At 64.7% G+C, this 23,461-nt stretch carries 20 protein-coding genes; 15 read left to right on the plus strand and 5 right to left on the minus strand.

Features of this window, described 5'->3' with window-relative positions; all coding sequences use genetic code 11:
• Positions 1–238 precede the first annotated feature (238 nt).
• Genes XH87_RS04225 through XH87_RS04235 form a run of 3 tightly spaced genes read left to right on the plus strand, consistent with a single transcriptional unit; the run spans position 239 to position 4,985 of the window.
• Positions 239–3,571, plus strand: a complete 3,333-nt coding sequence (locus XH87_RS04225; protein WP_271586279.1) for an adenylate/guanylate cyclase domain-containing protein — start codon at positions 239–241, stop codon at positions 3,569–3,571.
• A 21-nt stretch (positions 3,572–3,592) separates the two neighbouring features.
• Positions 3,593–4,273: a redoxin domain-containing protein gene (locus XH87_RS04230; RefSeq protein ID WP_271586280.1), complete on the plus strand. Its 681-nt coding sequence runs from the start codon at positions 3,593–3,595 to the stop codon at positions 4,271–4,273.
• Between the two features lie 31 nt (positions 4,274–4,304).
• A complete protein-coding gene (locus XH87_RS04235; protein ID WP_035708037.1) occupies positions 4,305–4,985 on the plus strand; it encodes a redoxin domain-containing protein in 681 nt (226 codons plus the stop codon).
• A gap of 25 nt (positions 4,986–5,010) precedes the next feature.
• Here XH87_RS04235 and XH87_RS04240 read toward each other — a convergent pair whose 3' ends face one another.
• Positions 5,011–5,850 carry a uroporphyrinogen-III synthase gene (locus XH87_RS04240; protein ID WP_035708034.1) on the minus strand — a complete coding sequence of 280 codons (840 nt, stop codon included), beginning with the start codon at positions 5,848–5,850 and terminating at the stop codon, positions 5,011–5,013.
• A gap of 140 nt (positions 5,851–5,990) precedes the next feature.
• Here XH87_RS04240 and purU point away from each other — a divergent pair, with 140 nt between their 5' ends.
• Entirely contained in the window at positions 5,991–6,854 is an 864-nt protein-coding gene (purU, locus tag XH87_RS04245; RefSeq protein ID WP_035708031.1) for a formyltetrahydrofolate deformylase, read from the plus strand.
• A 90-nt stretch (positions 6,855–6,944) separates the two neighbouring features.
• Here purU and XH87_RS04250 read toward each other — a convergent pair whose 3' ends face one another.
• A complete protein-coding gene (locus XH87_RS04250) occupies positions 6,945–7,229 on the minus strand; it encodes a hypothetical protein (protein WP_035708028.1) in 285 nt (94 codons plus the stop codon).
• A 503-nt stretch (positions 7,230–7,732) separates the two neighbouring features.
• Here XH87_RS04250 and XH87_RS04255 point away from each other — a divergent pair.
• From XH87_RS04255 to XH87_RS04300, 10 genes are all read left to right on the plus strand, one after another.
• Positions 7,733–8,935 carry an ABC transporter substrate-binding protein gene (locus tag XH87_RS04255; RefSeq protein WP_271586281.1) on the plus strand — a complete coding sequence of 401 codons (1,203 nt, stop codon included), beginning with the start codon at positions 7,733–7,735 and terminating at the stop codon, positions 8,933–8,935.
• Between the two features lie 133 nt (positions 8,936–9,068).
• Complete coding sequence (locus tag XH87_RS04260) at positions 9,069–9,938, plus strand: branched-chain amino acid ABC transporter permease (protein WP_028180555.1); 870 nt, start codon at positions 9,069–9,071, stop codon at positions 9,936–9,938.
• Between the two features lie 9 nt (positions 9,939–9,947).
• The gene (locus XH87_RS04265) at positions 9,948–10,976 is read left to right on the plus strand and encodes a branched-chain amino acid ABC transporter permease (protein ID WP_271586282.1); all 1,029 of its coding nucleotides are present in this window, start codon (positions 9,948–9,950) and stop codon (positions 10,974–10,976) included.
• Positions 10,973–11,728, plus strand: a complete 756-nt coding sequence (locus XH87_RS04270) for an ABC transporter ATP-binding protein (protein ID WP_271586283.1) — start codon at positions 10,973–10,975, stop codon at positions 11,726–11,728. Before XH87_RS04265 ends, XH87_RS04270 begins: the two co-directional genes overlap by 4 nt.
• Entirely contained in the window at positions 11,721–12,434 is a 714-nt protein-coding gene (locus XH87_RS04275; protein ID WP_271586284.1) for an ABC transporter ATP-binding protein, read from the plus strand. The genes XH87_RS04270 and XH87_RS04275 overlap by 8 nt, the downstream gene beginning before the upstream one ends.
• 71 nt (positions 12,435–12,505) lie before the next feature.
• Positions 12,506–13,624, plus strand: a complete 1,119-nt coding sequence (locus XH87_RS04280; protein ID WP_035708013.1) for a cobalamin-independent methionine synthase II family protein — start codon at positions 12,506–12,508, stop codon at positions 13,622–13,624.
• A 536-nt stretch (positions 13,625–14,160) separates the two neighbouring features.
• Positions 14,161–15,516 (plus strand): hypothetical protein, encoded by a 1,356-nt coding sequence (locus XH87_RS04285; RefSeq protein ID WP_271586285.1) that lies wholly within the window; start codon positions 14,161–14,163, stop codon positions 15,514–15,516.
• A 60-nt stretch (positions 15,517–15,576) separates the two neighbouring features.
• Positions 15,577–16,773 (plus strand): methionine adenosyltransferase, encoded by a 1,197-nt coding sequence (gene metK / locus XH87_RS04290; protein WP_271522494.1) that lies wholly within the window; start codon positions 15,577–15,579, stop codon positions 16,771–16,773.
• Between the two features lie 124 nt (positions 16,774–16,897).
• Positions 16,898–18,319, plus strand: a complete 1,422-nt coding sequence (ahcY, locus tag XH87_RS04295; RefSeq protein ID WP_035707996.1) for an adenosylhomocysteinase — start codon at positions 16,898–16,900, stop codon at positions 18,317–18,319.
• 160 nt (positions 18,320–18,479) lie between these two features.
• Positions 18,480–19,940, plus strand: a complete 1,461-nt coding sequence (locus XH87_RS04300) for a flavin-containing monooxygenase (protein ID WP_271586286.1) — start codon at positions 18,480–18,482, stop codon at positions 19,938–19,940.
• A gap of 19 nt (positions 19,941–19,959) precedes the next feature.
• On the opposite strand, the gene XH87_RS04305 is transcribed toward XH87_RS04300, so the two are convergent.
• The 3 genes from XH87_RS04305 to XH87_RS04315 are packed head-to-tail and all read right to left on the minus strand — an operon-like array spanning position 19,960 to position 22,183.
• Positions 19,960–21,189 (minus strand): MFS transporter, encoded by a 1,230-nt coding sequence (locus XH87_RS04305; RefSeq protein WP_271586287.1) that lies wholly within the window; start codon positions 21,187–21,189, stop codon positions 19,960–19,962.
• Between the two features lie 30 nt (positions 21,190–21,219).
• Positions 21,220–21,456, minus strand: a complete 237-nt coding sequence (locus XH87_RS04310; protein ID WP_271586288.1) for a tautomerase family protein — start codon at positions 21,454–21,456, stop codon at positions 21,220–21,222.
• Positions 21,457–21,472: 16 nt separating this feature from the next.
• The gene (locus tag XH87_RS04315; protein ID WP_158668086.1) at positions 21,473–22,183 is read right to left on the minus strand and encodes an SDR family NAD(P)-dependent oxidoreductase; all 711 of its coding nucleotides are present in this window, start codon (positions 22,181–22,183) and stop codon (positions 21,473–21,475) included.
• 312 nt (positions 22,184–22,495) lie between these two features.
• On the opposite strand from XH87_RS04315, the gene XH87_RS04320 reads away from it, so the two are divergent.
• Positions 22,496–23,419: a LysR family transcriptional regulator gene (locus tag XH87_RS04320; protein WP_271586289.1), complete on the plus strand. Its 924-nt coding sequence runs from the start codon at positions 22,496–22,498 to the stop codon at positions 23,417–23,419.
• The last annotated feature ends 42 nt before the right edge of the window (positions 23,420–23,461 follow it).

The raw sequence follows: 23,461 nt of genomic DNA on the forward strand, positions 1-23,461 counted from the left end.
TCGGCAGGGTAGCCCCGGCAATGCCCCTGTCAATTGACGCTACCGCATGCCACCATGCTCTGCCGACGATGTGCGGTGCGCCTGTGCGCCCGCAGCATTGCTTCGTCGCCCATACTGAGAGGTAGGCCGCCGCCGCTTGCTCTTCCGGCGCGCAGAGCCCATTCTGGTCTGCGTGCTGGGACCCATTCGGTAGGGGCCTGCACATCGCGCCATCGCGGCTTCCGCGAGGTCTTGAGCCATGAACTGCTCGGGCTGTGGTTTCGAGGTTCAGAGCGGCTTTGCCTTCTGCCCGAAGTGCGGCACGAAGCAGCCGAACGCGTGCCCCGGCTGCGGCTTTCCATGTGCACCGGATTTTATCTACTGCCCGAAATGCGGCTCCCTCATCAGCGGGGCCACCAACGACGGCGGACACGCATCGGCGCAGACGAGCCCGGCGACACTCCCAATCAGATCGTCCTCGCCACCGCTCCCGCAGACGGCTCAACACGCATTTCGATCGCAGTCGGACAATGTCGATAGCGAAGCAAACCGCCGCACCATCACCGTGCTGTTTGCCGACCTCAGCGGCTTCACTGCGATGAGCGAGCGGCTCGACCCAGAGGTCATGCAGACGCTTCAGAACCAGTTGTTCGAGGAGTTGACGGCGGCGGTGCAGAGCTTTGGCGGCTTCGTGGACAAGTTCATCGGCGATGCGCTGCTCGCGCTATTTGGCGCGCCGGCTGCGCACGAGGACGACCCCGAGCGGGCGGTCCGCGCTGCCCTGGACATGATCAGCCGGACGGCGCGCCTCAGCGAGCGCGCGAAGGCCTATGCTGGTTCACCGTTGCAGCTCCACGTCGGCATCAACACCGGCCACGTCGTCGCGGGTGGGTTAGGCGTGGGCGTTGCCAAATCCTATTCGGTGACCGGCGATACCGTGAACACGGCGCAGCGATTGCAGTCGATGGCGTCTCCGGACGAGGTGCTGGTCGGACCGTTGACCCACCGTCTGACGCGGCATGCGTTCTCCTATGACTCGCTCGGCGAGATCTCGCTCAAGGGCAAGATGGGCAGCGTTCTGGTCCATCGCCTGAAGGGACCGCTCGATATGCCCCGCGCGGCACGCGGCCTCGACACGCTGGGCCTCGATGCACCACTGATCGGGCGCGACGCCGAGCTTGCGCGAATGATCGGCAGCCTTGATCGCGCGTGCGGCGGCGCGGCTCAACTGGTGCGGCTGGTTGGCGAAGCGGGCATTGGGAAAACGCGGCTGGTGAACGAATTCGTCGCCCGCATGCGCGATGAGGATCGCTTCGCAGGCGTGGCGATCCGGCGGGCGGCCTGCTCGCCGCTCGGCGAACAATCCTACGGAGCACTCGCCGCCGTGCTGCGTAGCGCCTATGGCATTGCACAGAAGGCGGGCGCCGCGGAGGCAGAGGCGAAAGTCTCGGACGCGCTATCGGAGCTCGGCCTCGAGGCCGAGGAGGCCGACCGTCTGATGCCTCTCTACTTGCACGTTCTCGGCCTTGGCGATCCCAACGCCGTGCTCAGGCATGTCGAACCGGAACAGCTCCGGCGGCAGATCTTCTTCGCGATCCGTACCGTCTTCGAACGCCGCCTCGCCTTGTCGCCGCTTCTGATCATCGTCGAGGATCTGCATTGGGCCGACGCGGTGTCGCTTGAAGCGCTGCGGTTTCTGATGGACCGGCTGGAGCGGACGCGGCTGATGCTGCTATTTACACATCGGCCAGCGCTGGTGGATCAGTTCGGTTCGAGCAGGATCAGTCACACGACCATTCGGCTGTCTCCGCTTGGCGATGCTGACGGACGAAGGCTGCTCGCGGCGTATTTCAGTCACGGTTGGCGGGAGCCGCCGGGAGATTTGTTCACCCGAATCCTCGATCGCGCAGGCGGAAATCCGCTTTTCTTCGAGGAGATCATCCGCGGCCTCATCGAAGGCGGGGCGCTGGAGCGTGACGGCGCGCAGTGGCGGATGAGATCGGATGAAGCCGCCGCCGATATTCCAGCAAGCATTCAGGCGTTGTTGCTGGCGCGCCTCGACCGGCTGCCGCATCAGGTGCGCCAAGTGGCCCAGGAGGCCGCGGTGATCGGTCCGCGCTTTGATGCGGCTGTTCTCGGTGCGGCGGCAACCGAGCCGGCAAGGGTCGAAGCAGGGCTCGAACTTCTGCGCGACGCCGAGATCATCGAGGAGGTCGCGGGCTCGGGCTCGATGTCGCTGCGGACCTATCGCTTCACGCAGACCATGCTTCAGGACGTGATCTATCAAAATCTGCTCTTGCAGCGTCGGGTCGAGCTCCATGGACGGATTGGCGCCGCGCTGGAGCGGCTCTATGGCAAAGAGCCCGAGCAGCTCGAGGATCTCATATTGCTCGGACATCACTTCAGCCTGAGCGCGAGCAAGTCGAAAGGCGCGCGCTATTTGCGCGCGGCCGGCGATCGCGCACGTGCGAGCTATGCCAACGACGATGCCCTCCGTTTCTATCAGCAATCCCTCGCCGTGCTGTCGACCGCCGGCGAACAGGAGCCCGAACGCCTGATCCTGAACGAGCGCGTCGCGGATCTCTGTTGCGTGACTGGCCGCCGAAGCACCGCCGAGGAGCACTACCGGAGTGCGCTGGAGGGACACCGCACGGCAGGGGACCGCATCGGCGAGGCGCGCATGCTTCGCAAGCTCGGTCGATTGTTGTGGGACGCCGGCAAGCGCGTCAGGGCAGAGACGCATTATGCCGAGGCGGCTGAACGGCTTGGCGAGACCGGCGCGCCGATCGAGTGGGCACACCTCTTGGAGTGGGCTCATCTCCAGCAAGAGCGCGGCCGTCTTGCGTTCCGTGTGGGCGATCATGTCGCCGCCGCGCGGTGGGCGGACGACGCGCTCGGCTACGCGCGGTCGGTGCCGAGCGATGCGGGCGAGCAGGCCGGGTTCGAGGCGGCGCGCGCCATTGCGGAGGCGCTCAACACCAAGGGGGTTGCGCTGGCACGGCTTGGGCGGCACCAGGAGGCGGTGAACGAGGTGGAGCAAAGTGTCGCGGCAGCCGAGGCCGCCGGCCTCCTCAACGTGGCGTGCCGCGGCTACACCAACCTTGGCGTGCTCTACACGATCGTCGACCCGGCGCAAGCCATGGCGGTTTGCCGGCGCGGCCTCGATGTCGCGAGTCGTATCGGCGATCTCGGCTTTCAGGCGCGCCTTCTTGCCAACCTTGCCGTCGCCTGTTGCACTTTCACGGACAGGTGTACCGAGGAGGGGGTGCCGGCTGCCGAAAAGGCGATCGAGATCGACCGCGCGCTCGATCAGCGCGAGCATCTCCCGGTCCCCCTCATCGTGCTCGGGCAGATCCATCAGTGCCACTTCCGCCCCGACATGGCCGCGCGCTGCTACAACGAGGCCATCGAGGTGGCGAGCGAGACCGGCGAGCCGCAGCAGCTGTTTCCATGCTATGATGGTCTTGCGACACTGAACCTTGATCGAGGCGACATGGCCGAGGCCGAGCGGTATTTCGCGCTGGCCCATGATGTCTGCGCCCGGCACGGGCTCGATCCCGCAGGGCTGATCGTACTGCCGTTCCTTGACTAGCCAATGTGAGGGAGTTCAACCATGTCCGAAAGCCATGTTGGTGGACCACTTCAGCCGGGCGATCGTGCACCTAACATCGTGCTGGATGCCATCACGCGCCACGGAAAAATCGCGCTCGAAGACTATCGCGGGCAGAGTCCGATATTGGTCGGTCTGTTTCGAGGCCTGCACTGCCCGTTCTGCCGACGCCATATCGCGGCACAGGCGCAACTTGACGCCACCCTGCACGAGAAAGGCGTCGAGAGTCTCACGGTCGTCAACACCCCAATCGAGCGCGCACGACTCTATTTCCGCTATCATCCGCTGCCCAATCTGCTCGCCGCGTCCGATCCCGAGCGGATCTCGCACCGCGCATTCGGCTTGCCTAACCTTGAATTTACCGAGAGCAAAACCGAGTGGCCGCGCAAGGTGGGCATGGATGTGGTGAGGAGAATGCAGGTCGATATTCCAGGCGAATTGCCCGAGCCGATGAATCGACTGGCGGCGTTCGAGTACCTCAATAACAAGGACGGTTACGAGATCACGGAGGCCGACAAGCGCATGGAAGCGACCGGCTTGGGTCAGTTATTCGGGCAGTTTCTGCTCGATCGCGAGGGGATTGTGCGCTGGAGCTTTACCGAGATTCCAGACGGCGGGCAGCGCCTGTTCGAGGCGCCGAGCCCTCAAGAGTTGATGTCGGCTGCGTCGCAGGTGGCAGGCTAGATAAGGTTAGCTAACGTGAGGGAGTTCAAGCATGTCAGAACATCATGTCGATGGACCGCTCCAGCCGGGCGATCGCGCGCCGAATATCGTCCTGGACGCCATCACGCGCGACGGAAAGATCGCGCTCGAGGATTATCGGGGGCATAGTCCAATCCTGGTGGGCCTGTTTCGAGGTCTGCACTGTCCGTTCTGCCGACGCCATATCGCGGCGCAGGCGCAACTTGACGCCGCGCTGCACGAGAAAGGCATCGAAAGTCTCACGGTCGTCAACACGCCGATCGACCGGGCGCGGCTCTATTTCCGCTATCATCCATTGCCCAATCTGCTCGCCGCGTCCGACCCCGATCGGGTCTCGCACCGCGCATTCGGCCTGCCTAATATCGAGTTCACGGAGAACGAAACCGAGTGGCCACGCAAGGTGGGCATGGACGTGGTCATGAGCATGCAAGTGGATATGCCCGGCGAGTTGCCCAGCCCGATGATCCGGCCGGCAGCCGCGGAGTACCTCAACAAGAAGGACGGTTACGAGATGACCGAAGCCGACGAGCGTATGGCGGCAACAGGCACGGGGCAGCTGTTTGGCCAGTTCCTGCTCGACCGCGAAGGGATCGTGCGCTGGACGTTCACCGAGGTTCCCGGCGGCGGCCAGCGCATGTTCGGAGCGCCGAGTCCACAGGAGCTGATGTCGGCCGCCTCGCAGGTGGCAGGCTAGGAATCTTGGCGATGAATCTTGGCGATTAACCCGCCACCCTCGGTCGTTTCTCGGCGAGTGCGGCAGCCATCGCCGAGATCAGTGGGCGCATGAAATAATGATCTTCCGCCGGCGAGACGTCGGCGCGCAATCCGTGCGCGGCGAGCTCGCCCGAGACCGCCGGGCCGATCGAGGCGATCAGCGTCCGCTCGAGTCCGGCGCGAAGGCGCGCCTCGCTGCCATGCGCTTTCGCGGCCTCGAACAGGCGGCGGACCTGGCCGAGATTGGTCAGCGCGATGGAATCGATCCGCCCCTCGGCCATGGCGTCGATCGCGGCGACGATGTTGGCATCTGCCGCCTTGGAATCGTAGACGTAGGGCAGCACGGTATCGACCTCGGCGCCTTGCTCGGCAAGTGCGCCGGTCAGCGCGCTGTGGTCCTTGTCCGGATAGAGCTGGAGACCGAGACGGTGGCCCTTCAGGCCGAGCCTGCCCAGCATCTCGATCACGCCCTCGGTGGTCGGCTTCTCCGTGGTCTGCTGCGCATCGAGGCCAACCTCGCGCAGCGCCTTGCCGGGCTTCGGGCCGCGGGTGAATTTTCGCGATTTGGCAAGCGCTGCCACGAGGGCCTGATCGAGGCCACGAGCGACGGCGAGCTTCATGATCCGTCGCAGGCCTTCGCCTGTCAGCAACACGAGGTCATCGAACGGCTTGTCGATCGCGCGGCGGATCCAGGCCTCGACCGGGGCCGGGTCCGGCGCGTCGTGAATGGTGAACATTGGGCACTGCACGACCTCGGCACCTTGCTCGGCCAGAAGCTTCGAAAACTGCGCCTCCTCACGCGTTTCCAGGATCAGGATGCGGGTGCCGTTCAAGCGGTCGGCCATGGGCGTGCTCCGGTCAAAATCGCAATGATACGTTCATCCTGACTCTGCGCCCGGGATTGGCGCAAGAGTGGGTCAGTGCTAGAGCGGGGCGCAAATCGCGGGTCGTTCCGCTTCATTTGCCCAAACCTTCATCAAGAGCCATGCCCGACCATCAATATGTTCTGACCCTGTCCTGTCCGGATCGCCCCGGCATCGTCTCGGCGGTGTCGACGTTCCTCGCCCACAACGGACAGAACATCCTCGACGCCCAGCAGTTCGACGACGTCGAGACCCAGAAATTCTTCATGCGGGTGGTGTTCACTGCGGCCGACCTCGCCGTGGGGCTGTCGGCGCTCCAGACCGGCTTTGCCGCGATCGCCGAGCGTTTCGGCATGGAATGGCAGATGCGCGACCGGGCCGCGCATCGCAAGGTGATGCTGCTGGTGTCGAAATCCGACCACTGCCTGGTCGACATCCTCTATCGCTGGCGCACCGGCGAATTGCCGATGATCCCCACCGCGATCGTCTCCAACCATCCGCGCGAGGTCTATGCCGGGCTCGATTTGGGCGGCATCCCGTTCCATCACCTGCCTGTCACCAGGGAGACCAAGCGCGAGCAGGAGGGGCAGATCCTCGATCTCGTCGCCAGCACGAAGACCGACCTCGTGGTGCTCGCCCGCTACATGCAGATCCTGTCGGACGATCTCTCGGCGAAGCTGTCGGGGCGCTGCATCAACATCCACCACTCGTTCCTGCCGGGCTTCAAGGGCGCCAAGCCCTATCACCAGGCGCATGAGCGCGGCGTCAAGCTGATCGGCGCCACTGCGCATTACGTCACGCGCGACCTCGACGAGGGCCCGATCATCGATCAGGACGTCGAGCGCATCAGCCATCGCGATACGCCGGAAGACCTGGTCCGCAAGGGCCGGGACATCGAGCGCCGCGTGCTGGCACGGGCCATCCGCTACCATCTCGATGACCGCGTCATCCTCAACGGCCGCAAGACCGTGGTGTTCGTGGATTGATGCGCTGTCATTCCGGGGCGCCTCAAAGAGGCGAACCCGGAATCTCGAGATTCCGGGTCCGATGCTGACGCATCGCCCCGGAATGACGGCCTACCGCACCGTGCCGGCCGACGTCGTCCCCGTCGCGCCCTTCTGGGCCTGCTCTTCCTTTTCGCGATCCGCGGCCGGCAGCAGCCGCTTGCGTTCGCGTTCCTTCATGTAGGCGTCGTATTGCGGTGTGCCCGGTCGCGGCGGAGCATCGGCGGGAAGGCCGCCGGCCCATTGCGGGACGTAGTCGCCCATGCCGGCCGAGAGTTTTTCGTTGACCGTCCCGCAGCCGGATAGCCCCGCGGCGAGCGCAACGAGGACGAGGGCGGAACGAAGAGTCCTGGGCATTGTGGGGGCACGCGTGTTCGGTCATTGGACGCCGGCTCTGGCCGGCGGGAAGAGGAGTAGCCTTCAACAAGGTAAAATAGACTTATTCGAGGTGGGTAATTTATTACCGAGTTGCGACCGCATGAGGTATGCGGATGTTCAGATTCTGCAAAAGAAAGACAAAATCCTCCATGCACGCGATCCCTGCCGTTCCTAGACTCGGTGCGAGGCTCGCGACAACATGGCTTGCTCCGCGGCAGGGGTTTTCGTTGACAAGTCCATTTTGTTTGTACATTCGTACAAATGAGCGCGATTGCGATCGAGTTGTTCCGACGTAACCGCGGCGCGCTCCCGGTCGGAACGCGAGGCCTGCGCCGAAGGCCGCCAAACGTCCGATTGACAAGGAGGGCGCGAAAGACGCCCATGTGGCGCGCGAGAGCACTCGCACGCGGGCTAAAATCAAGGCAAGGGCCGGGCACTCGGCCCAGGGCACAAGAGTCTGGAATGAAGGGGAGGGACATCCGATGTTCGAACGCAAACAACTGCCTCATACGGCGACTTCCAAGGCGGCTTGGGCCGCTGCCGTTGTGGCCATGGCAGGCCTCGCCGACCTCGCGCCCGCCAAGGCCGCGGACAGCGTCAAGGTCGGTCTGATCCTGCCGATGACCGGCGGCCAGGCCTCGACCGGCAAGCAGATCGAGAACGCGATCAAGCTCTACATGCAGCAGAAGGGCGACACCGTCGCCGGCAAGAAGGTCGAGATCATCGTCAAGGACGACGCCGCGATCCCGGACAAGACGAAGACCGCCGCGCAGGAGCTGATCGTCAACGACAAGGTCAACTTCATCGCCGGCTTCGGCGTCACGCCGGCCGCGCTTGCCGCCGCGCCGCTCGCCACGCAGGCGAAGATTCCGGAAGTCGTGATGGCGGCCGGCACCTCCATCATCACCGAGCGCTCGCCCTATATCGTGCGCACCAGCTTCACGCTGGCGCAGTCCTCCACCATCATCGGCGACTGGGCGGCGAAGAACGGCATCAAGAAGGTCGCGACTCTGACTTCGGACTATGCGCCGGGCAATGACGCGCTGAACTTCTTCAAGCAGCATTTCACGGCCGGAGGTGGCGAGGTGGTCGAAGAGGTCAAGGTGCCTCTGCAAAACCCCGATTTCGCGCCGTTCCTGCAGCGCATGAAGGATGCCAAGCCCGACGCCATCTTCGTGTTCGTGCCGGCGGGCCAGGGCGGCAACTTCATGAAGCAATATGCCGAGCGCGGCCTCGACAAGGCCGGCATCAAGGTGATCGGTCCCGGCGACGTCACCGACGACGACCTCCTCAACAACATGGGCGACGCCGTGCTCGGCACCGTCACTGCGCACCTCTATTCCGCGGCGCATCCCTCGCAGATGAACAAGGATTTCGTCGCAGCCTACAAGAAGGCCTTCGGCAACCGTCCGGGCTTCATGGCCGTGGGCGGCTATGACGGCATCCACCTGATCTACGAGGCACTGAAGAAGACGGGCGGCGATACCAATGGCGACAAGCTGATCGAAGCCATGAAGGGCCAGAAGTGGGAGAGCCCGCGCGGCCCGATCTCGATCGATCCCGAGACCCGCGACATCGTGCAGAACATCTATATTCGCAAGGTCGAAAAGGTCGACGGCGAACTCTACAACGTCGAGTTCGCGACCTTCGAAGCCGTCAAGGACCTCGGCAAGACCAAGAAGTGACGCGCGAAAGCGCGTCATCCCCGAGCGCGCTTAGCGCGCATCGGGGATCTCGAATTTGTTGAAATGGATTCCGGGTTCAGCGCTCCGCGCTGCCCCGGAATGACGAGTGATTACCAAGGTTCACCTGTCGCCGATGACCGCAATCCTCACCAACCTGTTCGACGGCGTTGCCTACGGCATGCTGCTGTTCGTGCTCGCCTGCGGGCTCGCGGTCACGCTCGGCCTCATGAACTTCGTCAATCTCGCCCATGGTGCGTTCGCCATGGCCGGCGGTTACGTCTGCATGGTGCTGGTCAACCGGATGGGCTGGCCGTTCTTCGCAGCCCTGCCGCTCGCCTTCGTCTCCGCGGCCGCGATCGGCATCGTGCTCGAACGTACGTTGTACCGCCACCTCTATGCGCGCAGCCATCTCGACCAGGTGCTGTTCACGATCGGCCTGACCTTCATGTCGGTTGCTGCGGTCGACTACATCCAGGGCTCGTCGCGGGTGTTCATCAATTTGCCGGCCGCGCTCCAGGGTCAGTTCGACCTGTTCGGCGTCGGCATCGGCCGCTACCGGCTGATGATCATCGTGATCTGCGGCCTGCTGACCATCGCGCTTCAGATGGTGCTGGCCAAAACGCGCTTCGGCAGCCGCCTGCGCGCCGCGGTCGACGACCCCCGCGCCGCCAGCGGCCTCGGCATCAACGTGCCGCAGGTGTTCGCCTTCACCTTTGCCTTTGGTTGCGGGCTCGCGGGCCTCGGCGGCGCGCTGAGCGCGGAGATCCTCGGCCTCGATCCCTATTTTCCGCTGAAGTTCATGATCTACTTCCTGATCGTGGTCACCGTGGGCGGGTCCTCTTCGATCACCGGTCCGTTCCTGGCCTCGCTCCTGCTCGGCATCGGCGACGTCGCCGGCAAATATTACGTGCCGAAGATGGGACCGTTCGTGATCTACACCATGATGATCGTGATCCTCATCTGGCGCCCGAACGGCCTGTTCGGTCGCACGGCCGCGCGTTGAGTTCGCCAAATGAGCGGTTCTTCCGACGTCGGTTATCATGCCCAGCGCCAGGCGCGGTGGCACTACGGCGAAATCGCCTTCTGGCTGCTCGTGCTGGCCTGCGGTTTCGCATTCCCCACGCGCTATCTGATCATGACCGACATCCTGCGGCTTGCGCTGTTCGCGATGTCGCTCGATCTCATCCTCGGCTATGCCGGCATCGTCTCGCTCGGCCACGCTGCGTTCTTCGGCGTCGGCGCCTATGCCGCGGGGCTGCTTGCCTTGCACGGCATCGTCAACGAGCCCGTGCTCGCGCTCATCGCCGCCGGCCTTGCCGCGATGGTGCTCGGCTTTGCCACCAGCTTCCTGGTGATCCGCGGCGTCGACCTGACGCGCTTGATGGTGACGCTCGGCATTGCGCTGCTGCTGGAGGCGCTCGCCGAGCGCTTTTCCAACATCACGGGCGGAACCGACGGCCTGCAGGGCATCGAGATGCAGCCGATCTTCGGGCAAATTCCGTTCGACATGTTCGGCAAGGCCGGCTTCTTCTATTCGCTGGCCGTGCTGTTCCTCCTCTTCCTGTTCGCCCGCCGCGTCGTGCATTCGCCGTTCGGTCTGTCGCTGCGAGCGATCAAGAACAATCCGCTGCGGGCGGCCGCCATCGGCATTCCGGTCAACCGCCGCCTGATCGCGATCTACACGCTGGCCGCCTTCTATGCCGGCATCGCGGGCGCGCTGTTCACCCAGACCACGGCGATCGCCTCGCTCGATGTGTTCGCCTTCGAGCGATCCGCCGACCTGATGCTGGTCCTCGTCATCGGCGGCACCGGCTATCTCTATGGCGGCCTGATCGGCGCGGTGATCTTCCGCATGCTCCAGGAATGGTTCTCCACCATCACCCCGCAATACTGGCAGTTCTGGATCGGGCTCGTGCTGGTCGTGATCGTGCTGGTCGGCCGCCAGCGCCTGCACCGCTGGGTGCTCTATGTGCCCAACCTGATCGTCAGGCAGGTGGCCGGGCGCAAGGCAGTCGTCGCCGTGCCGGAGAGCGACGCATGACCATTGCGCTCGAAACGAAGAATCTCGAAAAGCAGTTCGGCGGGCTGCGTGTCACCCGCGATCTCTCGCTCAAGGTCGAGCAGGGCGCTCGCCACGCGCTGATCGGCCCGAACGGCGCCGGCAAGACCACCGTCATCAACCAGCTCACCGGGGTGCTGAAGCCGAACTCGGGCCGCATCCTGCTCGAGGGCGAGGACATCACCGATCTGCCCGTACACAAGCGCGTGCTGCGCGGCCTGTCGCGCACCTTCCAGATCAACCAGCTCTATCCCGACCTGACTCCGCTCGAGACCATCGGCCTTGCCGTCTCCGAACGCCTCGGCCATGGCGGCGACTGGTGGCGGCGCATGGGCACGCGCAACGATGTCAACGGCGAGATCGCCGACCTCCTGACGCGCTTCCACCTGCTCGACGTCATGAACGAGCAGACGGTGACGCTGCCTTACGGCAAGCAGCGCCTGCTCGAGATCGCGGTCGCGATCGCGGCCAAGCCGCGCGTGCTGCTGCTGGACGAACCCGCCGCCGGCGTTCCCGAGAACGAGCGCCACGACATTCTCGCCGTCGTCGGCGCGCTGCCGCGCGACGTTACCGTGCTCCTGATCGAGCACGACATGGACCTCGTCTTCTCGTTCGCAGACCGCATCTCGGTGCTGGTCTCGGGCGCGCTGCTGACGGAGGGGCCGCCCGAACAGGTCGCGCGCGATCCGCAGGTGAAGGCGGTCTATCTTGGCGAGGAGGCGGTCAATGTCTGACCTGCTCGCGATCGATTCACTTCGCGCCGGCTATGGCGAAGCGGTGGTGTTGCCGAACATGTCACTGCGCCTCGCCGAGGGGCAGGTGCTGGCGCTGCTCGGGCGCAACGGCACCGGCAAGACCACGCTGATCAATTCCATCGTCGGCGTCACCCGCCGCTTCTCTGGGGCGGTCGCGCTTGCAGGCGCGGATGTCACCTCGCTCCGGCCCGACCAGCGGGCGCGCGCCGGCATCGGCTGGGTGCCGCAGGAGCGCAACATCTTCCGCTCGCTCACGGTGGAAGAGAACATGACGGCGGTGGCGCAGCCCGGCCCCTGGACGGTCGAGAAGGTCTACCAGATGTTCCCGCGGCTGAAGGAGCGGCGGAGCAACTTTGGCAACCAGCTCTCCGGTGGCGAGCAGCAGATGCTGGCGATCGGCCGCGCACTCACGCTCAACCCGAAAGTCCTGCTGCTGGACGAGCCGACCGAGGGTCTTGCCCCAATCATCGTCGAGGAGCTACTGAAGGCAATCGGGACCATCACCCGGGCCGGGGGCATCTGCTCGATCATCGTCGAACAGAATGCCCAAAAGATTCTGGGGCTGGCCGACCGCGTTGTGATATTGGAGCGCGGAACGATCGTCCACGACGCCCCGAGCGCCGCGCTGAAGGCCAACCCCTCGGTCCTGGAGCGCCATCTCGGCGTCACAGGGGCGGCCCACTGATCTTCGCCTCTCCACGCAGGCGGGGGGAGGGAGTACAACGAGCGCCGACTGAAATTTCGGGAGACACAAGAATGCAGCGAACCAGAGCCCCCTTCCGCGCCGACGAGGTCGGCAGTCTCCTGCGTCCGGCCAAGATCAAGGACGCGCGCGCCAGGCTCGAGAAGGGCGAGATCTCGGCCGACGATCTGCGCAAGATCGAGGACATGGAGATCGAGAAGGTCGTGCACAAGCAGGCCTCGATCGGCCTGAAGCTCGCAACCGATGGCGAATTCCGCCGCTCCTGGTGGCATTTCGACTTCCTGGCCAAGCTCACCGGCTGCGAGCTGTTCCACCCCGACACCGGTATCCAGTTCGCAGGCGTGCAGACCCGGCACGATGCGGTCCGCGTCATCGGCAAGCTGGACTTTCCCGACAACCACCCGATGCTGGATCACTTCCGCTTCCTCAAGAAGTACGCCGACCAGGCCCACGTCACCGCCAAGATGACGATCCCCTCGCCGGCGGTGCTCCACTTCCGCGGCGGCCGCAAGTCGATCTCCAAGGACGTCTATCCCGATCTCGACGCCTTCTACGAAGATCTCGGCAAGACCTACCGCAAGGCGGTGAAGGCGTTCTACGACGCCGGTTGCCGCTATCTCCAGTTCGACGATACCGTCTGGGCCTATCTCTGCTCGCAGGACGAATTGCAGAAGGCGCGTGAGCGCGGCGACAATCCGGACGGCCTGCAGCAGATCTATGCGCGCATCATCAACTACGCGCTGGCCGAGAAGCCGGCCGACATGGTGGTGACGACACATGTCTGCCGCGGGAATTTCCGCTCGACCTGGATCTCCTCGGGCGGCTACGAGCCGGTCGCCGAGACCATGCTCGCCGGCACCAATTACGATGGCTACTTCCTGGAATACGACAGCGACCGCGCCGGCGGCTTCGAGCCGCTTCGCTTCCTGCCCAAGGGTAACAAGGTCGTTGTGGTCGGCGTCATCACCTCTAAATTCGGACAGCTCGAGAAGAAGGACGACATCAAGCGCCGCCTGGAGGAAGCCGCCAAGTTCGCTCCCTTGGAGCAGCTCGCGCTCTCCCCGCAATGCGGCTTCGCCTCGACCGAGGAAGGCAACATCCTCTCCGAGGAGGAGCAATGGGCCAAGCTCAGCCTTGCGGTCGAGATCGCGAAGGAAGTGTGGGGCAATTGACGCGTACGCGCTCCGGCGCATGAGTACGGCGAGGCCTCACCACATGCTCACTGTCATTCCCCGCGAAAGCGGGGAATCCAGTCCGTCGCGGCTTCTCGGCTCAATCACTGGCGTCACGAAGTATTGGATCGCCTGGTCAAGCCGGGCGATGACACCGAGTGAAGCGCGAGGCCGTAGCCCGCATGAGCAAAGCGACATGCGGGGCCGATCGAACCCAAGCCCTCACTTCTCCGCCAAATAAACCTCGCCGAGCAGCGACGAGTTCGGCCACGGCACCTGCGTGTTCCTCGCTGCCGCGACACTCAGTCCGCACCCGTTTCACCACCTGCTGCAGCTCCAGGCCGGCTTGCCGACATGGGGCGAGAGCCGAGGAGCACGACGTTTTAGCACCTTCGGCGTTGCGAGCGGCGTGCCCGCGCCGCCGTGGACGCGATAAGCGGCCAGCTCGCCGTGTTCGCCTCGATCCCGCTATTCCCTAAGTGGGCAGAACTTGCTAGGAAGCCTGACCCAATTCATCTGCCCAACGCTTCCCACCCATGAAGAACGACGAAATCCTGAGCCAGATCACGGAGTTCTGCCGCAAGGCGGACATGGCGGAATCGACGTTCGGCCGGCGCGCGGTGAATGATGGGAAGCTCGTGCATCGCCTGCGCGAGGGAAAACGCATCACCATCGACACGCTGGAGCGGATCCAGGCCTATATGGCCGCATCGATGGCCGGCGGCGTGCCGCCGCCGCGGGGACTTCAGGTCCCGCCGGAAAAGCGCGATCCGCGCGGCAATTTCCGCTTCTTCGAGAACCGCCAGAAATATCTGCTGTTCGTCCACACCTGCAGCGAAAAGCGGGTGATTGCGGACAGGGTCGCGCTGGAGCTGGCCTCCATCCATCCGCGCCCGCCGGCCCTGCGCATGTTCGACGCCGGCGTCGGCGACGGCACGGTGCTGGCGCGGGTACTGCGCGCAACGCACCAGCGCTTCCCGCACATGCCGTTCTACGTCGCCGGCAAGGAGCTCAGCCTGGAGGACCTGCGCCTGACCTTGGAGAAGGTGCCGGACCGCATTTTCGAGCATCCGGCGTCGGTATTCGTCTTCACCAACATGTTCTACGCGGAGGCGCCCTGGCTCACGCCGGCATCGCCTGCGGCGGCGGCTGCCATCGTCTGGCACGAGGTCCCGCTCCGCGGCGCTTCATCGGGCGAGTTCGAGCAGCAGATCGCGGAGCTGAGGCCGTTCCTGGAACAGAACTGGCGCGCCGCGATCAGCCCCCGCACGGCCATGCCGCTCTACGAGCGGCCCGTCGTCCTCGTGCTCTATCGCGAGGACCACAGATTCCTCCTGGATTCGACCATTCCGCGGCCGGGCCAGACCGAGGCCAATTTCGACCTCGTCATCGCTTCCCAGCCCTACCGGGCCCTGTCCTCGGTCAATTTCCGCGCCAAGCGCATCATTGCACCCCTGGCGCGGGCGCTTCGACCGGGGGGGCGACTGATCGGAATCCACTCCCACGGCCAGGATCCGGGCATGGAAATGATCCAGGCGATCTGGCCTGGAGAAAATCCTTTCTCCGTGAGCCGCCATGAGCTATTGCGCGCAGTTAAGTATGAACTTGGATCGGTGGGCCGCGACTTAAACTTTAATGCCTACGCGGACAACCGTTCGATCTTCAGGTATGATATGGAAGCGCTGCCCAACGAGGTCACGGGTACCATCGGAACCTCGACGGCCTTTGCAGCGTGGAATGCGGCGGTGTATGTCGCTCAGATTGAGGACGACCGGTTGACGGAAATGACTCAAAACGGCCGCACCCTGGATGCCGCCAGGGATGTGCTGCGAAAGTACAATGGGCTCTGGTTTCTCGACGAATCCTACGTCATCTCGCGTCGGCGTGATTGACATCATCAAAAGTGAACATCGCAAACGCCCGCCGGCTAGTGGCGGAACAAGGGGTTACTGATGCGCGCGTCCTATCTCTTCACCAGCGAGTCCGTGTCCGAGGGCCATCCGGACAAGGTCTGTGACCGGATCTCCGATGAGATCGTCGACCTGTTCTATCGTGAAGGGCCGAAGGCCGGCATCGATCCCTGGCAGATTCGCGCCGCCTGCGAGACGCTCGCGACCACCAACAAGGTGGTGATTGCCGGTGAGACCCGCGGTCCGAAGTCGGTGGACAACGAGCAGATCGAGAGCGTCGTCCGGGGCGCGATCAAGGACATCGGCTACGAGCAGGAGGGCTTCCACTGGAAGACCTGCGACATCGAGATCCTGCTGCATCCGCAGTCGGCCGACATCGCCCAGGGCGTCGATGCGCTGCAGCCGGGCGAGGTCAAGGAAGAAGGCGCGGGCGACCAGGGCATCATGTTCGGTTACGCCACCAACGAGACGCCCGATCTGATGCCGGCACCGATCTTCTACGCCCACAAGATCCTGCGCCTGATCTCCGAAGCCCGTCACTCCGGCAAGGAGAAGGTGCTCGGTCCGGATTCCAAGAGCCAGGTCACGGTGCAGTACGAGAACGGCAAGCCGGTCGGCGTGCGCGAGATCGTGGTTTCGCACCAGCATCTGATCGAGGACCTCACCTCCAAGCAGGTGCGCGACATCGTCGAGCCCTATGTGCGCGAGGCACTGCCGAAGGACTGGATCACGTCGAAGACGATCTGGCACATCAACCCGACCGGCAAGTTCTACATCGGCGGTCCCGATGGCGACTCCGGCCTGACCGGCCGCAAGATCATCGTCGACACCTATGGCGGCGCGGCGCCGCATGGCGGCGGCGCGTTCTCCGGCAAGGATCCGACCAAGGTCGATCGTTCGGCGGCCTATGCCGCGCGCTACGTCGCCAAGAACATCGTTGCCGCCGGTCTTGCCGACCGCTGCACGCTCCAGCTCGCCTACGCCATCGGCGTGGCGCGCCCGCTGTCGATCTACATCGATACCCACGGCACCGGCAAGGTGCCGGAGGAGCAGCTCGAGAAGGCGGCGGCGCAGGCGATGGATCTCACGCCACGCGGCATCCGCACCCATCTCGACCTTAACCGCCCGATCTACGCGCGCACCGCGGCCTACGGCCATTTCGGCCGCACGCCGGACAACGAGGGCGGCTTCTCCTGGGAGAAGACCGACCTCGTCGAGCAGCTCAAGCGCGCGCTCTAGTTCTCTTGCGTCATTCCGGGGCGCCGCGACAGCGGCGAACCCGGAATCTCGAACCTTACGGATTCCGGGTTCGCTCTTGTCGCGAGCGGCCCGGAATGACGAGCCAAACAGACAGGAACCCCCTATGAACGCCAAGCCCGGCTTCACCGATTACATCGTCAAGGACATTTCGCTCGCCGATTTCGGCCGCAAGGAGCTCTCGCTCGCGGAGACCGAGATGCCCGGCCTGATGGCCACCCGCGAGGAGTTCGGCCCGAAGCAGCCGCTGAAGGGCGCGCGCATCGCCGGCTCCCTGCACATGACGATCCAGACCGGCGTGCTGATCGAGACGCTGGCAGCGCTCGGCGCCGACATTCGCTGGGTCTCCTGCAATATCTATTCGACGCAGGATCACGCTGCCGCCGCGATCGCGGCCGCCGGCATTCCCGTCTTCGCCGTCAAGGGCGAGACGCTGACCGAATACTGGGACTACACCGCGAAGCTGTTCGACTGGCACGGCGGCGGTCACCCGAACATGATCCTCGATGACGGTGGTGACGCCACCATGTACGTCCATCTCGGCCTGCGCGCCGAGAACGGCGACGCCGCCTTCCTCGACAAGCCCGGCTCCGAGGAAGAGGAAGTCTTCTTCGCACTTCTGAAGAAGCAGCTCAAGGAGAAGCCGAAGGGCTACTTCGCCGGCATCGCCAAGAGCATCAAGGGCGTTTCCGAAGAGACCACCACGGGCGTGCATCGTCTCTATGACATGCAGAAGGCGGGCACGCTGCTGTGGCCGGCCATCAACGTCAACGACAGCGTCACCAAGTCCAAGTTCGACAACCTCTATGGCTGCCGTGAATCGCTGGTCGACGGCATCCGCCGCGGCACCGACGTGATGCTGTCGGGCAAGGTCGCGATGGTCGCCGGCTTCGGCGACGTCGGCAAGGGCTCGGCGGCCTCGCTGCGCCAGGCCGGCTGCCGCGTCATGGTGTCGGAAGTCGATCCGATCTGCGCGCTGCAGGCCGCGATGGAGGGCTACGAGGTCGTGACCATGGAAGACGCCGCGCCCCGCGCCGACATCTTCGTCACCGCCACCGGCAACAAGGACATCATCACTATCGAGCACATGCGCGCGATGAAGGATCGCGCCATCGTCTGCAACATCGGTCACTTCGACAACGAGATCCAGATCGCGGCGCTCCGCAATCTGAAGTGGACCAACATCAAGCCGCAGGTCGACGAGATCGAATTCCCCGACAAGCACCGCATCATCATGCTGTCGGAAGGCCGCCTCGTGAACCTCGGCAACGCCATGGGCCATCCGTCCTTCGTGATGTCGGCATCCTTCACCAACCAGACGCTGGCGCAGATCGAGCTGTTCGCCAACAACAAGGACGGCAAGTACGAGAAGAAGGTCTACGTGCTGCCGAAGACGCTCGACGAGAAGGTCGCGCGCCTGCACCTCGCCAAGATCGGCGTCAAGCTCACCGAGCTGCGCAAGGACCAGGCCGACTATATCGGCGTGAAGCAGGAAGGTCCGTACAAGAGCGACCACTACCGCTATTGATCCACCGATCTGATCGATCACCGACGCGAAGCCCCGGAGCAGTCCGGGGCTTCGTTGTTTCGGCGCATGGAATTCGGCTCGCTTTTCAGTTGCAGAACGGCTGATTGCCGATTGACGGCCAGCGGCGGCGGGCGGACACTCGCCGGCGGCGGAGGAAACCATGCAACCAGAACATGTCGACGTGCTGATCGTCGGCGCCGGGCTATCAGGCATCGGCGCGGGCTATCATTTGCAGACGAAGTGCCCGGCCAAGAGCTACGTCATTCTCGAGGGGCGCGACTGCGTCGGCGGCACCTGGGACCTGTTCCGCTATCCCGGCATCCGCTCCGACAGCGACATGTTCACGCTCGGCTACTCCTTCAAGCCGTGGACCGACCCGAAGGCGATCGCCGACGGGCCGCAGATCCTGAACTATGTGCGCGAAACCGCGTCCGAGAACGGCATCGACAGGCACATCCGCTATCATCACCGCGTCAAGCGCGCTTCGTGGTCGACAAGTGAGGCGCGCTGGACCGTCGAGGCCGAGCGCATTGCGGGCGAGGGCGCGAGCGAGCTCGTTCGGTTCACCTGCAATTTCTTATTTCTGTGCTCGGGCTATTACAAATACGAGGCGGGCTACACGCCGGAGTTCAAGGGCGTTGCGGACTACGCCGGCCGCATCGTGCATCCGCAGAAATGGACAGGGGATATCGACTATGCGGGCAAGCGCGTCATCGTGATCGGCTCGGGCGCGACCGCGGTGACGCTGGTGCCGGAGCTCGCCAGGAAGGCTGCGCAGGTCACCATGTTGCAGCGTTCGCCGACCTATGTCGTCTCGCGGCCGGCGCAGGATCCCGTCGCCAACAAGCTGCGCCGCAATCTGCCGGCGCGGCTCGCCTATCATTTGATCCGCTGGCGCAACGTGATGTGGGGAATGTTCTTCTTCCAGCTCAGCCGACGCAGGCCTGCGAAGGTGAAGGACCTCATCCTCAAGGGCGTGCGGATGGCGCTCGGCTCCGACTACGACGTCGCGACCCATTTCACGCCGCGCTACAATCCCTGGGACCAGCGTCTCTGCCTGGTGCCCGACGGCGACCTGTTCAAGGCGATCCGCGAGCAGCGCGCCAGCGTCGTCACCAGCGAGATCGATACGTTCACGCATGACGGCATCCGCCTCAAGGACGGCCGCGAACTCAAAGCCGACATCGTCGTGACGGCGACCGGCCTGGTGCTGCAGGTCGTCGGCGGCCTCGAGGTCAGCGTCGACGGTCGTGCCGTCGATTTTGCCAAGACGCTGACCTACAAGGGCATGATGTATGCCGACGTGCCGAACATGGCTTCGGCGTTCGGCTACACCAATGCATCCTGGACGCTGAAATGCGATCTCACCTGCGAATATGTCTGCCGTCTCATCAACTACATGGACCGGCATAATTTCCGCCAGTGCATGCCGCACAATGACGATCCTGAAGTCACCGCGCAGCCCTCGCTCGATTTTACCTCGGGCTACGTGCAGCGCTCGGTCGCAATGCTGCCGAAGCAGGGATCCAAGCGGCCGTGGCGGCTGCACCAGAACTATGCGCTCGACATCGTGTCCCTGCGCTTCGGCCGGATCGACGACGGCGTGATGCAATATTCCTGATCGCGCCGCTCGCTGGCAGCTATGCCTTGCGCGTGGTGAGCGCGAACCCAAGATCGATCGCGAGCGCCAGCATCACAGCGCCGCCGCCGAGGCCGAACAGCGCCAGATAATCGCCGCCCGTCTGGGCGTAGATCCAGGAGAAGCCGTAAGCGGCGGCCGCCTGGAACAGCGCAAAGCTGGTGGTGGCATGGCTCCATATCGCGCGTTGCTGTTGGCTGGAGTGAGGCACGAGCTCATGGATGCGCCCCAGAACCAGCGGTACGATGCCGGGCGTGAAGCCGCCGACCACGACGCTCGACACGATCAGTGAGAGCGGTGCGGTGCTGACGGTCGGGAGCAGCACCGCGGCCGCCTCGATCAGGAAGGCCGCGCGGAGCGCCGGGCCGAAACCTGAGCGGTCGCCGAGATGACCGGTGACCAGCGGGCCGACGATCGCGCCGAGGCCGTACAGCACCCAATAGCGCGACCCTGCGGCAATGCCCTGGCCAAGGCCGCGCGCTACGAAGTCGACGATGAACACCATGTGCGGCACCAGCGCCACCGCATTAAGGCCGTACTGGACCAGCAGCGCGCGGGCGGCTGGCGAGGCGCGATGGGGTTTGGCTTGATGCGAAGGCGCAGCATCGGCCCTGGTCTCAGCAGGCCAGTTCCACCAACCCGCGAGCGTGAGCAGGGCGGAGAGCATGCCGAGGCCATACCAGCTCTCCTGCAAGCCCTGTTGCAGCAACAATGGCACCAGCGTGCCCGATGCGGCGACCCCGAGGCCGACGCCGGCGAAGATCACACCGCCGACGATGCCGCGCCGCGCGGCCGAGATATGCGGCAGAATGACGGACGCCGCCAGCACCATGATGATGCCGCCGGTGAGACCGGCGAGGAAGCGCCACGCGAAAAACCAGCTGAACGACAACGGAGCCGAGCTGGCGAAGAAGGAGAGAGTGGCGAGCAGCATCATCGCCCTTAACGCGCGGACCGTGCCGATGCGGGTGGCAAGCGCTCGTGCTGCGAGTGCGCCGGCGAGATAGCCGGCGAGGTTCCCGGCGCCGAGATAGACGACGTCGGATGGGCTGAACCATTTTGCGGCGATCAAAGCCGGGATCAGGGGCGTGTAGGAGAAGCGGGCGAGGCCGAGCCCGACCAGCGATGCGGACAAACCGGCCACGGCATACCGCCAGCTTGCTCGGGAGGCCGAGCCCGGCCGCGGTTGCGGACGGGTCTCGACGTGTCGCTTCGTGTCTGCGTTCGTCATTTCATCCTCCCGCGCGCAAGGGGGCGCGGATCATCTTGTCTGGGCGGCACGGCGGCGCCTGAATTCCTGCACCGGCAGGCCGCCCCAGCCCCAATTGTCGGTGTCGACCTCCTCAATCACCACAAAGGTCGAATCGAGCGGCTTGCCGAGCACGTCGAGCAGGAGCTGGCTCGATCCCTTGATCAGCGCGGCCTTCTCCTCGGCCGTGAGCGACGCCGCGCCCGGCGTCGCTCCCTCGCGGGTCACTTGAATGGTGACGATGGGCATCGTGCGTCTCCTCGGCTCAATGGCCGGCGCTCTGGCCGCCGTCGACATGCAGGATCTCGCCGGTGACGAAGGAGGCGCCCTCGAGATAGAGCACGGCATCGACGATGTCGGAGATCTCGCCCATGTGGCCCAGGGGATGCATCGCGCCGTACTGCGCATGCGTCGCCACCGCGTGCATCGGCGACTTGATGATGCCGGGCGCCACAGCATTCACGCGGATGCCGCGTCTGGCGTATTCGATCGCAAGCGACCTGGTCGCGGCGTTCAGTCCGCCCTTGCTCAGCGAAGCGAGCACCGAGGGCACGTTGGAATTGGCCTGATCGACCAGCGTGGTGGTGATCTGGACGATGTGGCCGGAGCCCTGTTTCTCCATCTCCGCGATGGCGAGCTGCGTAATGTTGAAGAAGCCCGCGACGTTCGTTCCCATCACCGCCGCATAGTCTTCGGCCGTGTATTGCGTGAACGGCTTTGCGACGAAGATGCCGGCATTGTTGACCAGCGTGTCGACGCGGCCGAAGCGGGCGATGGCTTGCGAGACGACGCGCTCGGCGGTGGCCCGGTCGACGATGTCGCCGGGTACGGCGAGGACGTCGTCGTCGCCCGACGGCTTGATGGAGCGCGCCGTCGCGACGACGCGATAATTGCGATTGCGAAAACCCTGCACCAGGGCGGCGCCGATACCCTGCGACGCGCCGGTGATGATGGCGACCTTCTGCTCGATGCCCATGATGGGCTCCTGTGGTTGGCTTGAAAACCTCGCCAGCAGCGGCTGGCTTGCGTGCTGAGGTACGCCGCGGCGGCCCGGGTGCGAATATCCGCCGTCCGGCAGACACTCTTTCGCGGCGCGAACGAATGCGGGCTCGGCGCCCGGCGGTGGTTGTCGAGGTTGCGCCGAACGCCTAAAGCGCGATGCGATTAGGATGAATCGTCATCGCGCTGTAGGTTGTTGTTTAAGCATGATCTTTTCGGAAAACCGCTGCGCACTTTTCCGGATCATGCTTTAGCCTGCGGGCGGAAGCTCAGGGGCGACGGGAAGGGAATGGATCGTCTGGATGCAATGAAAGCGTTCGTTCTTGCGGTGGACGAGGGCAGCTTGGCTGCCGCAGGGCGCAAGCTCGGCCGCTCGCCGGCCGCGGTGAGCCGGGCCATCGCCTTTCTGGAGGAGCGCGTCGGCGCGGAGCTGCTGCACCGGACGACGCGCTCGATCAAGCTGAGCGAGGAGGGGGAACGCTATGCCGCGATCTGCCGCCGTGTGCTCACCGAGCTCGAGGAGGCCGATGACATCGCGGCCGGACCGCGCACGCCGCCGCGCGGCCTGCTCACGATCACCGCTCCGGTGGTGTCGGGGGAGATGGTCCTGCGGCCGATCCTCGACGCATTTCTCGACGCCTATCCGACAGTGTCGGCCAAGCTCCTGCTGTTCGATCGCACGGTCAATCTGATCGAGGAGGGCGTCGACGTTGCGCTTCGCATTGGCCATCTCGCGGATTCGGCGATGATCGCCATGCGGGTCGGCGAGATCAGCCGCGTCGTCGTGGCAGCGCCGCGCTATCTGAAACAGCATCCGCGCATCGGCGAGCCCGGCGATCTCGCCAAGCACCAGATCGTCGCCATGGCGCACCTGCCCAATTCCTGGACCTTCGCGCCGCAGGCGGGTTCATCGGTGCCGCGCTCGGTGCAGTTCACGCCGCGGCTCGTCGTCAACAGCACCTATGCGGCAGTGGCCTCTGCCGTCGCCGGGCGCGGCGTGGCGCGGATGTACTCGTACCAAGTCGCCGAGCAGGTCGCGCGCGGCGAGCTCGAGATCGCGCTGGCCGGCGACGAGGACCCGGAGATGCCCGCGCATTTGATCTGCCCCCAGGGCCGGCTCTCGGTGCCGAAGGTGCGGGCCTTCACCGACTTCGCGGTGCCCCGGCTGAGGAAGCAGTTTGCGTTGCTGAAGCGGAACATCAAGGCGCGCTGAGCCGCTTCGCGCCCCCGCAATGCGTTGTTTTGCGTATACGTC

This window comes from Bradyrhizobium sp. CCBAU 53415, assembly GCF_028128735.1.
Classification (GTDB): Bacteria; Pseudomonadota; Alphaproteobacteria; order Rhizobiales; family Xanthobacteraceae; genus Bradyrhizobium.

Bases quoted from the DNA above. Each gene is read 5' to 3' on its own strand.
- XH87_RS04225 (WP_271586279.1), top strand. From the start codon at position 239: ATGAACTGCTCGGGCTGTGGTTTCGAGGTTCAGAGCGGCTTTGCCTTC.
- XH87_RS04230 (WP_271586280.1), top strand. From the start codon at position 3,593: ATGTCCGAAAGCCATGTTGGTGGACCACTTCAGCCGGGCGATCGTGCA.
- XH87_RS04235 (WP_035708037.1), top strand. From the start codon at position 4,305: ATGTCAGAACATCATGTCGATGGACCGCTCCAGCCGGGCGATCGCGCG.
- XH87_RS04240 (WP_035708034.1), bottom strand. From the start codon at position 5,850: ATGGCCGACCGCTTGAACGGCACCCGCATCCTGATCCTGGAAACGCGT.
- purU (WP_035708031.1), top strand. From the start codon at position 5,991: ATGCCCGACCATCAATATGTTCTGACCCTGTCCTGTCCGGATCGCCCC.
- XH87_RS04250 (WP_035708028.1), bottom strand. From the start codon at position 7,229: ATGCCCAGGACTCTTCGTTCCGCCCTCGTCCTCGTTGCGCTCGCCGCG.
- XH87_RS04255 (WP_271586281.1), top strand. From the start codon at position 7,733: ATGTTCGAACGCAAACAACTGCCTCATACGGCGACTTCCAAGGCGGCT.
- XH87_RS04260 (WP_028180555.1), top strand. From the start codon at position 9,069: ATGACCGCAATCCTCACCAACCTGTTCGACGGCGTTGCCTACGGCATG.
- XH87_RS04265 (WP_271586282.1), top strand. From the start codon at position 9,948: ATGAGCGGTTCTTCCGACGTCGGTTATCATGCCCAGCGCCAGGCGCGG.
- XH87_RS04270 (WP_271586283.1), top strand. From the start codon at position 10,973: ATGACCATTGCGCTCGAAACGAAGAATCTCGAAAAGCAGTTCGGCGGG.
- XH87_RS04275 (WP_271586284.1), top strand. From the start codon at position 11,721: ATGTCTGACCTGCTCGCGATCGATTCACTTCGCGCCGGCTATGGCGAA.
- XH87_RS04280 (WP_035708013.1), top strand. From the start codon at position 12,506: ATGCAGCGAACCAGAGCCCCCTTCCGCGCCGACGAGGTCGGCAGTCTC.
- XH87_RS04285 (WP_271586285.1), top strand. From the start codon at position 14,161: ATGAAGAACGACGAAATCCTGAGCCAGATCACGGAGTTCTGCCGCAAG.
- metK (WP_271522494.1), top strand. From the start codon at position 15,577: ATGCGCGCGTCCTATCTCTTCACCAGCGAGTCCGTGTCCGAGGGCCAT.
- ahcY (WP_035707996.1), top strand. From the start codon at position 16,898: ATGAACGCCAAGCCCGGCTTCACCGATTACATCGTCAAGGACATTTCG.
- XH87_RS04300 (WP_271586286.1), top strand. From the start codon at position 18,480: ATGCAACCAGAACATGTCGACGTGCTGATCGTCGGCGCCGGGCTATCA.
- XH87_RS04305 (WP_271586287.1), bottom strand. From the start codon at position 21,189: ATGACGAACGCAGACACGAAGCGACACGTCGAGACCCGTCCGCAACCG.
- XH87_RS04310 (WP_271586288.1), bottom strand. From the start codon at position 21,456: ATGCCCATCGTCACCATTCAAGTGACCCGCGAGGGAGCGACGCCGGGC.
- XH87_RS04315 (WP_158668086.1), bottom strand. From the start codon at position 22,183: ATGGGCATCGAGCAGAAGGTCGCCATCATCACCGGCGCGTCGCAGGGT.
- XH87_RS04320 (WP_271586289.1), top strand. From the start codon at position 22,496: ATGGATCGTCTGGATGCAATGAAAGCGTTCGTTCTTGCGGTGGACGAG.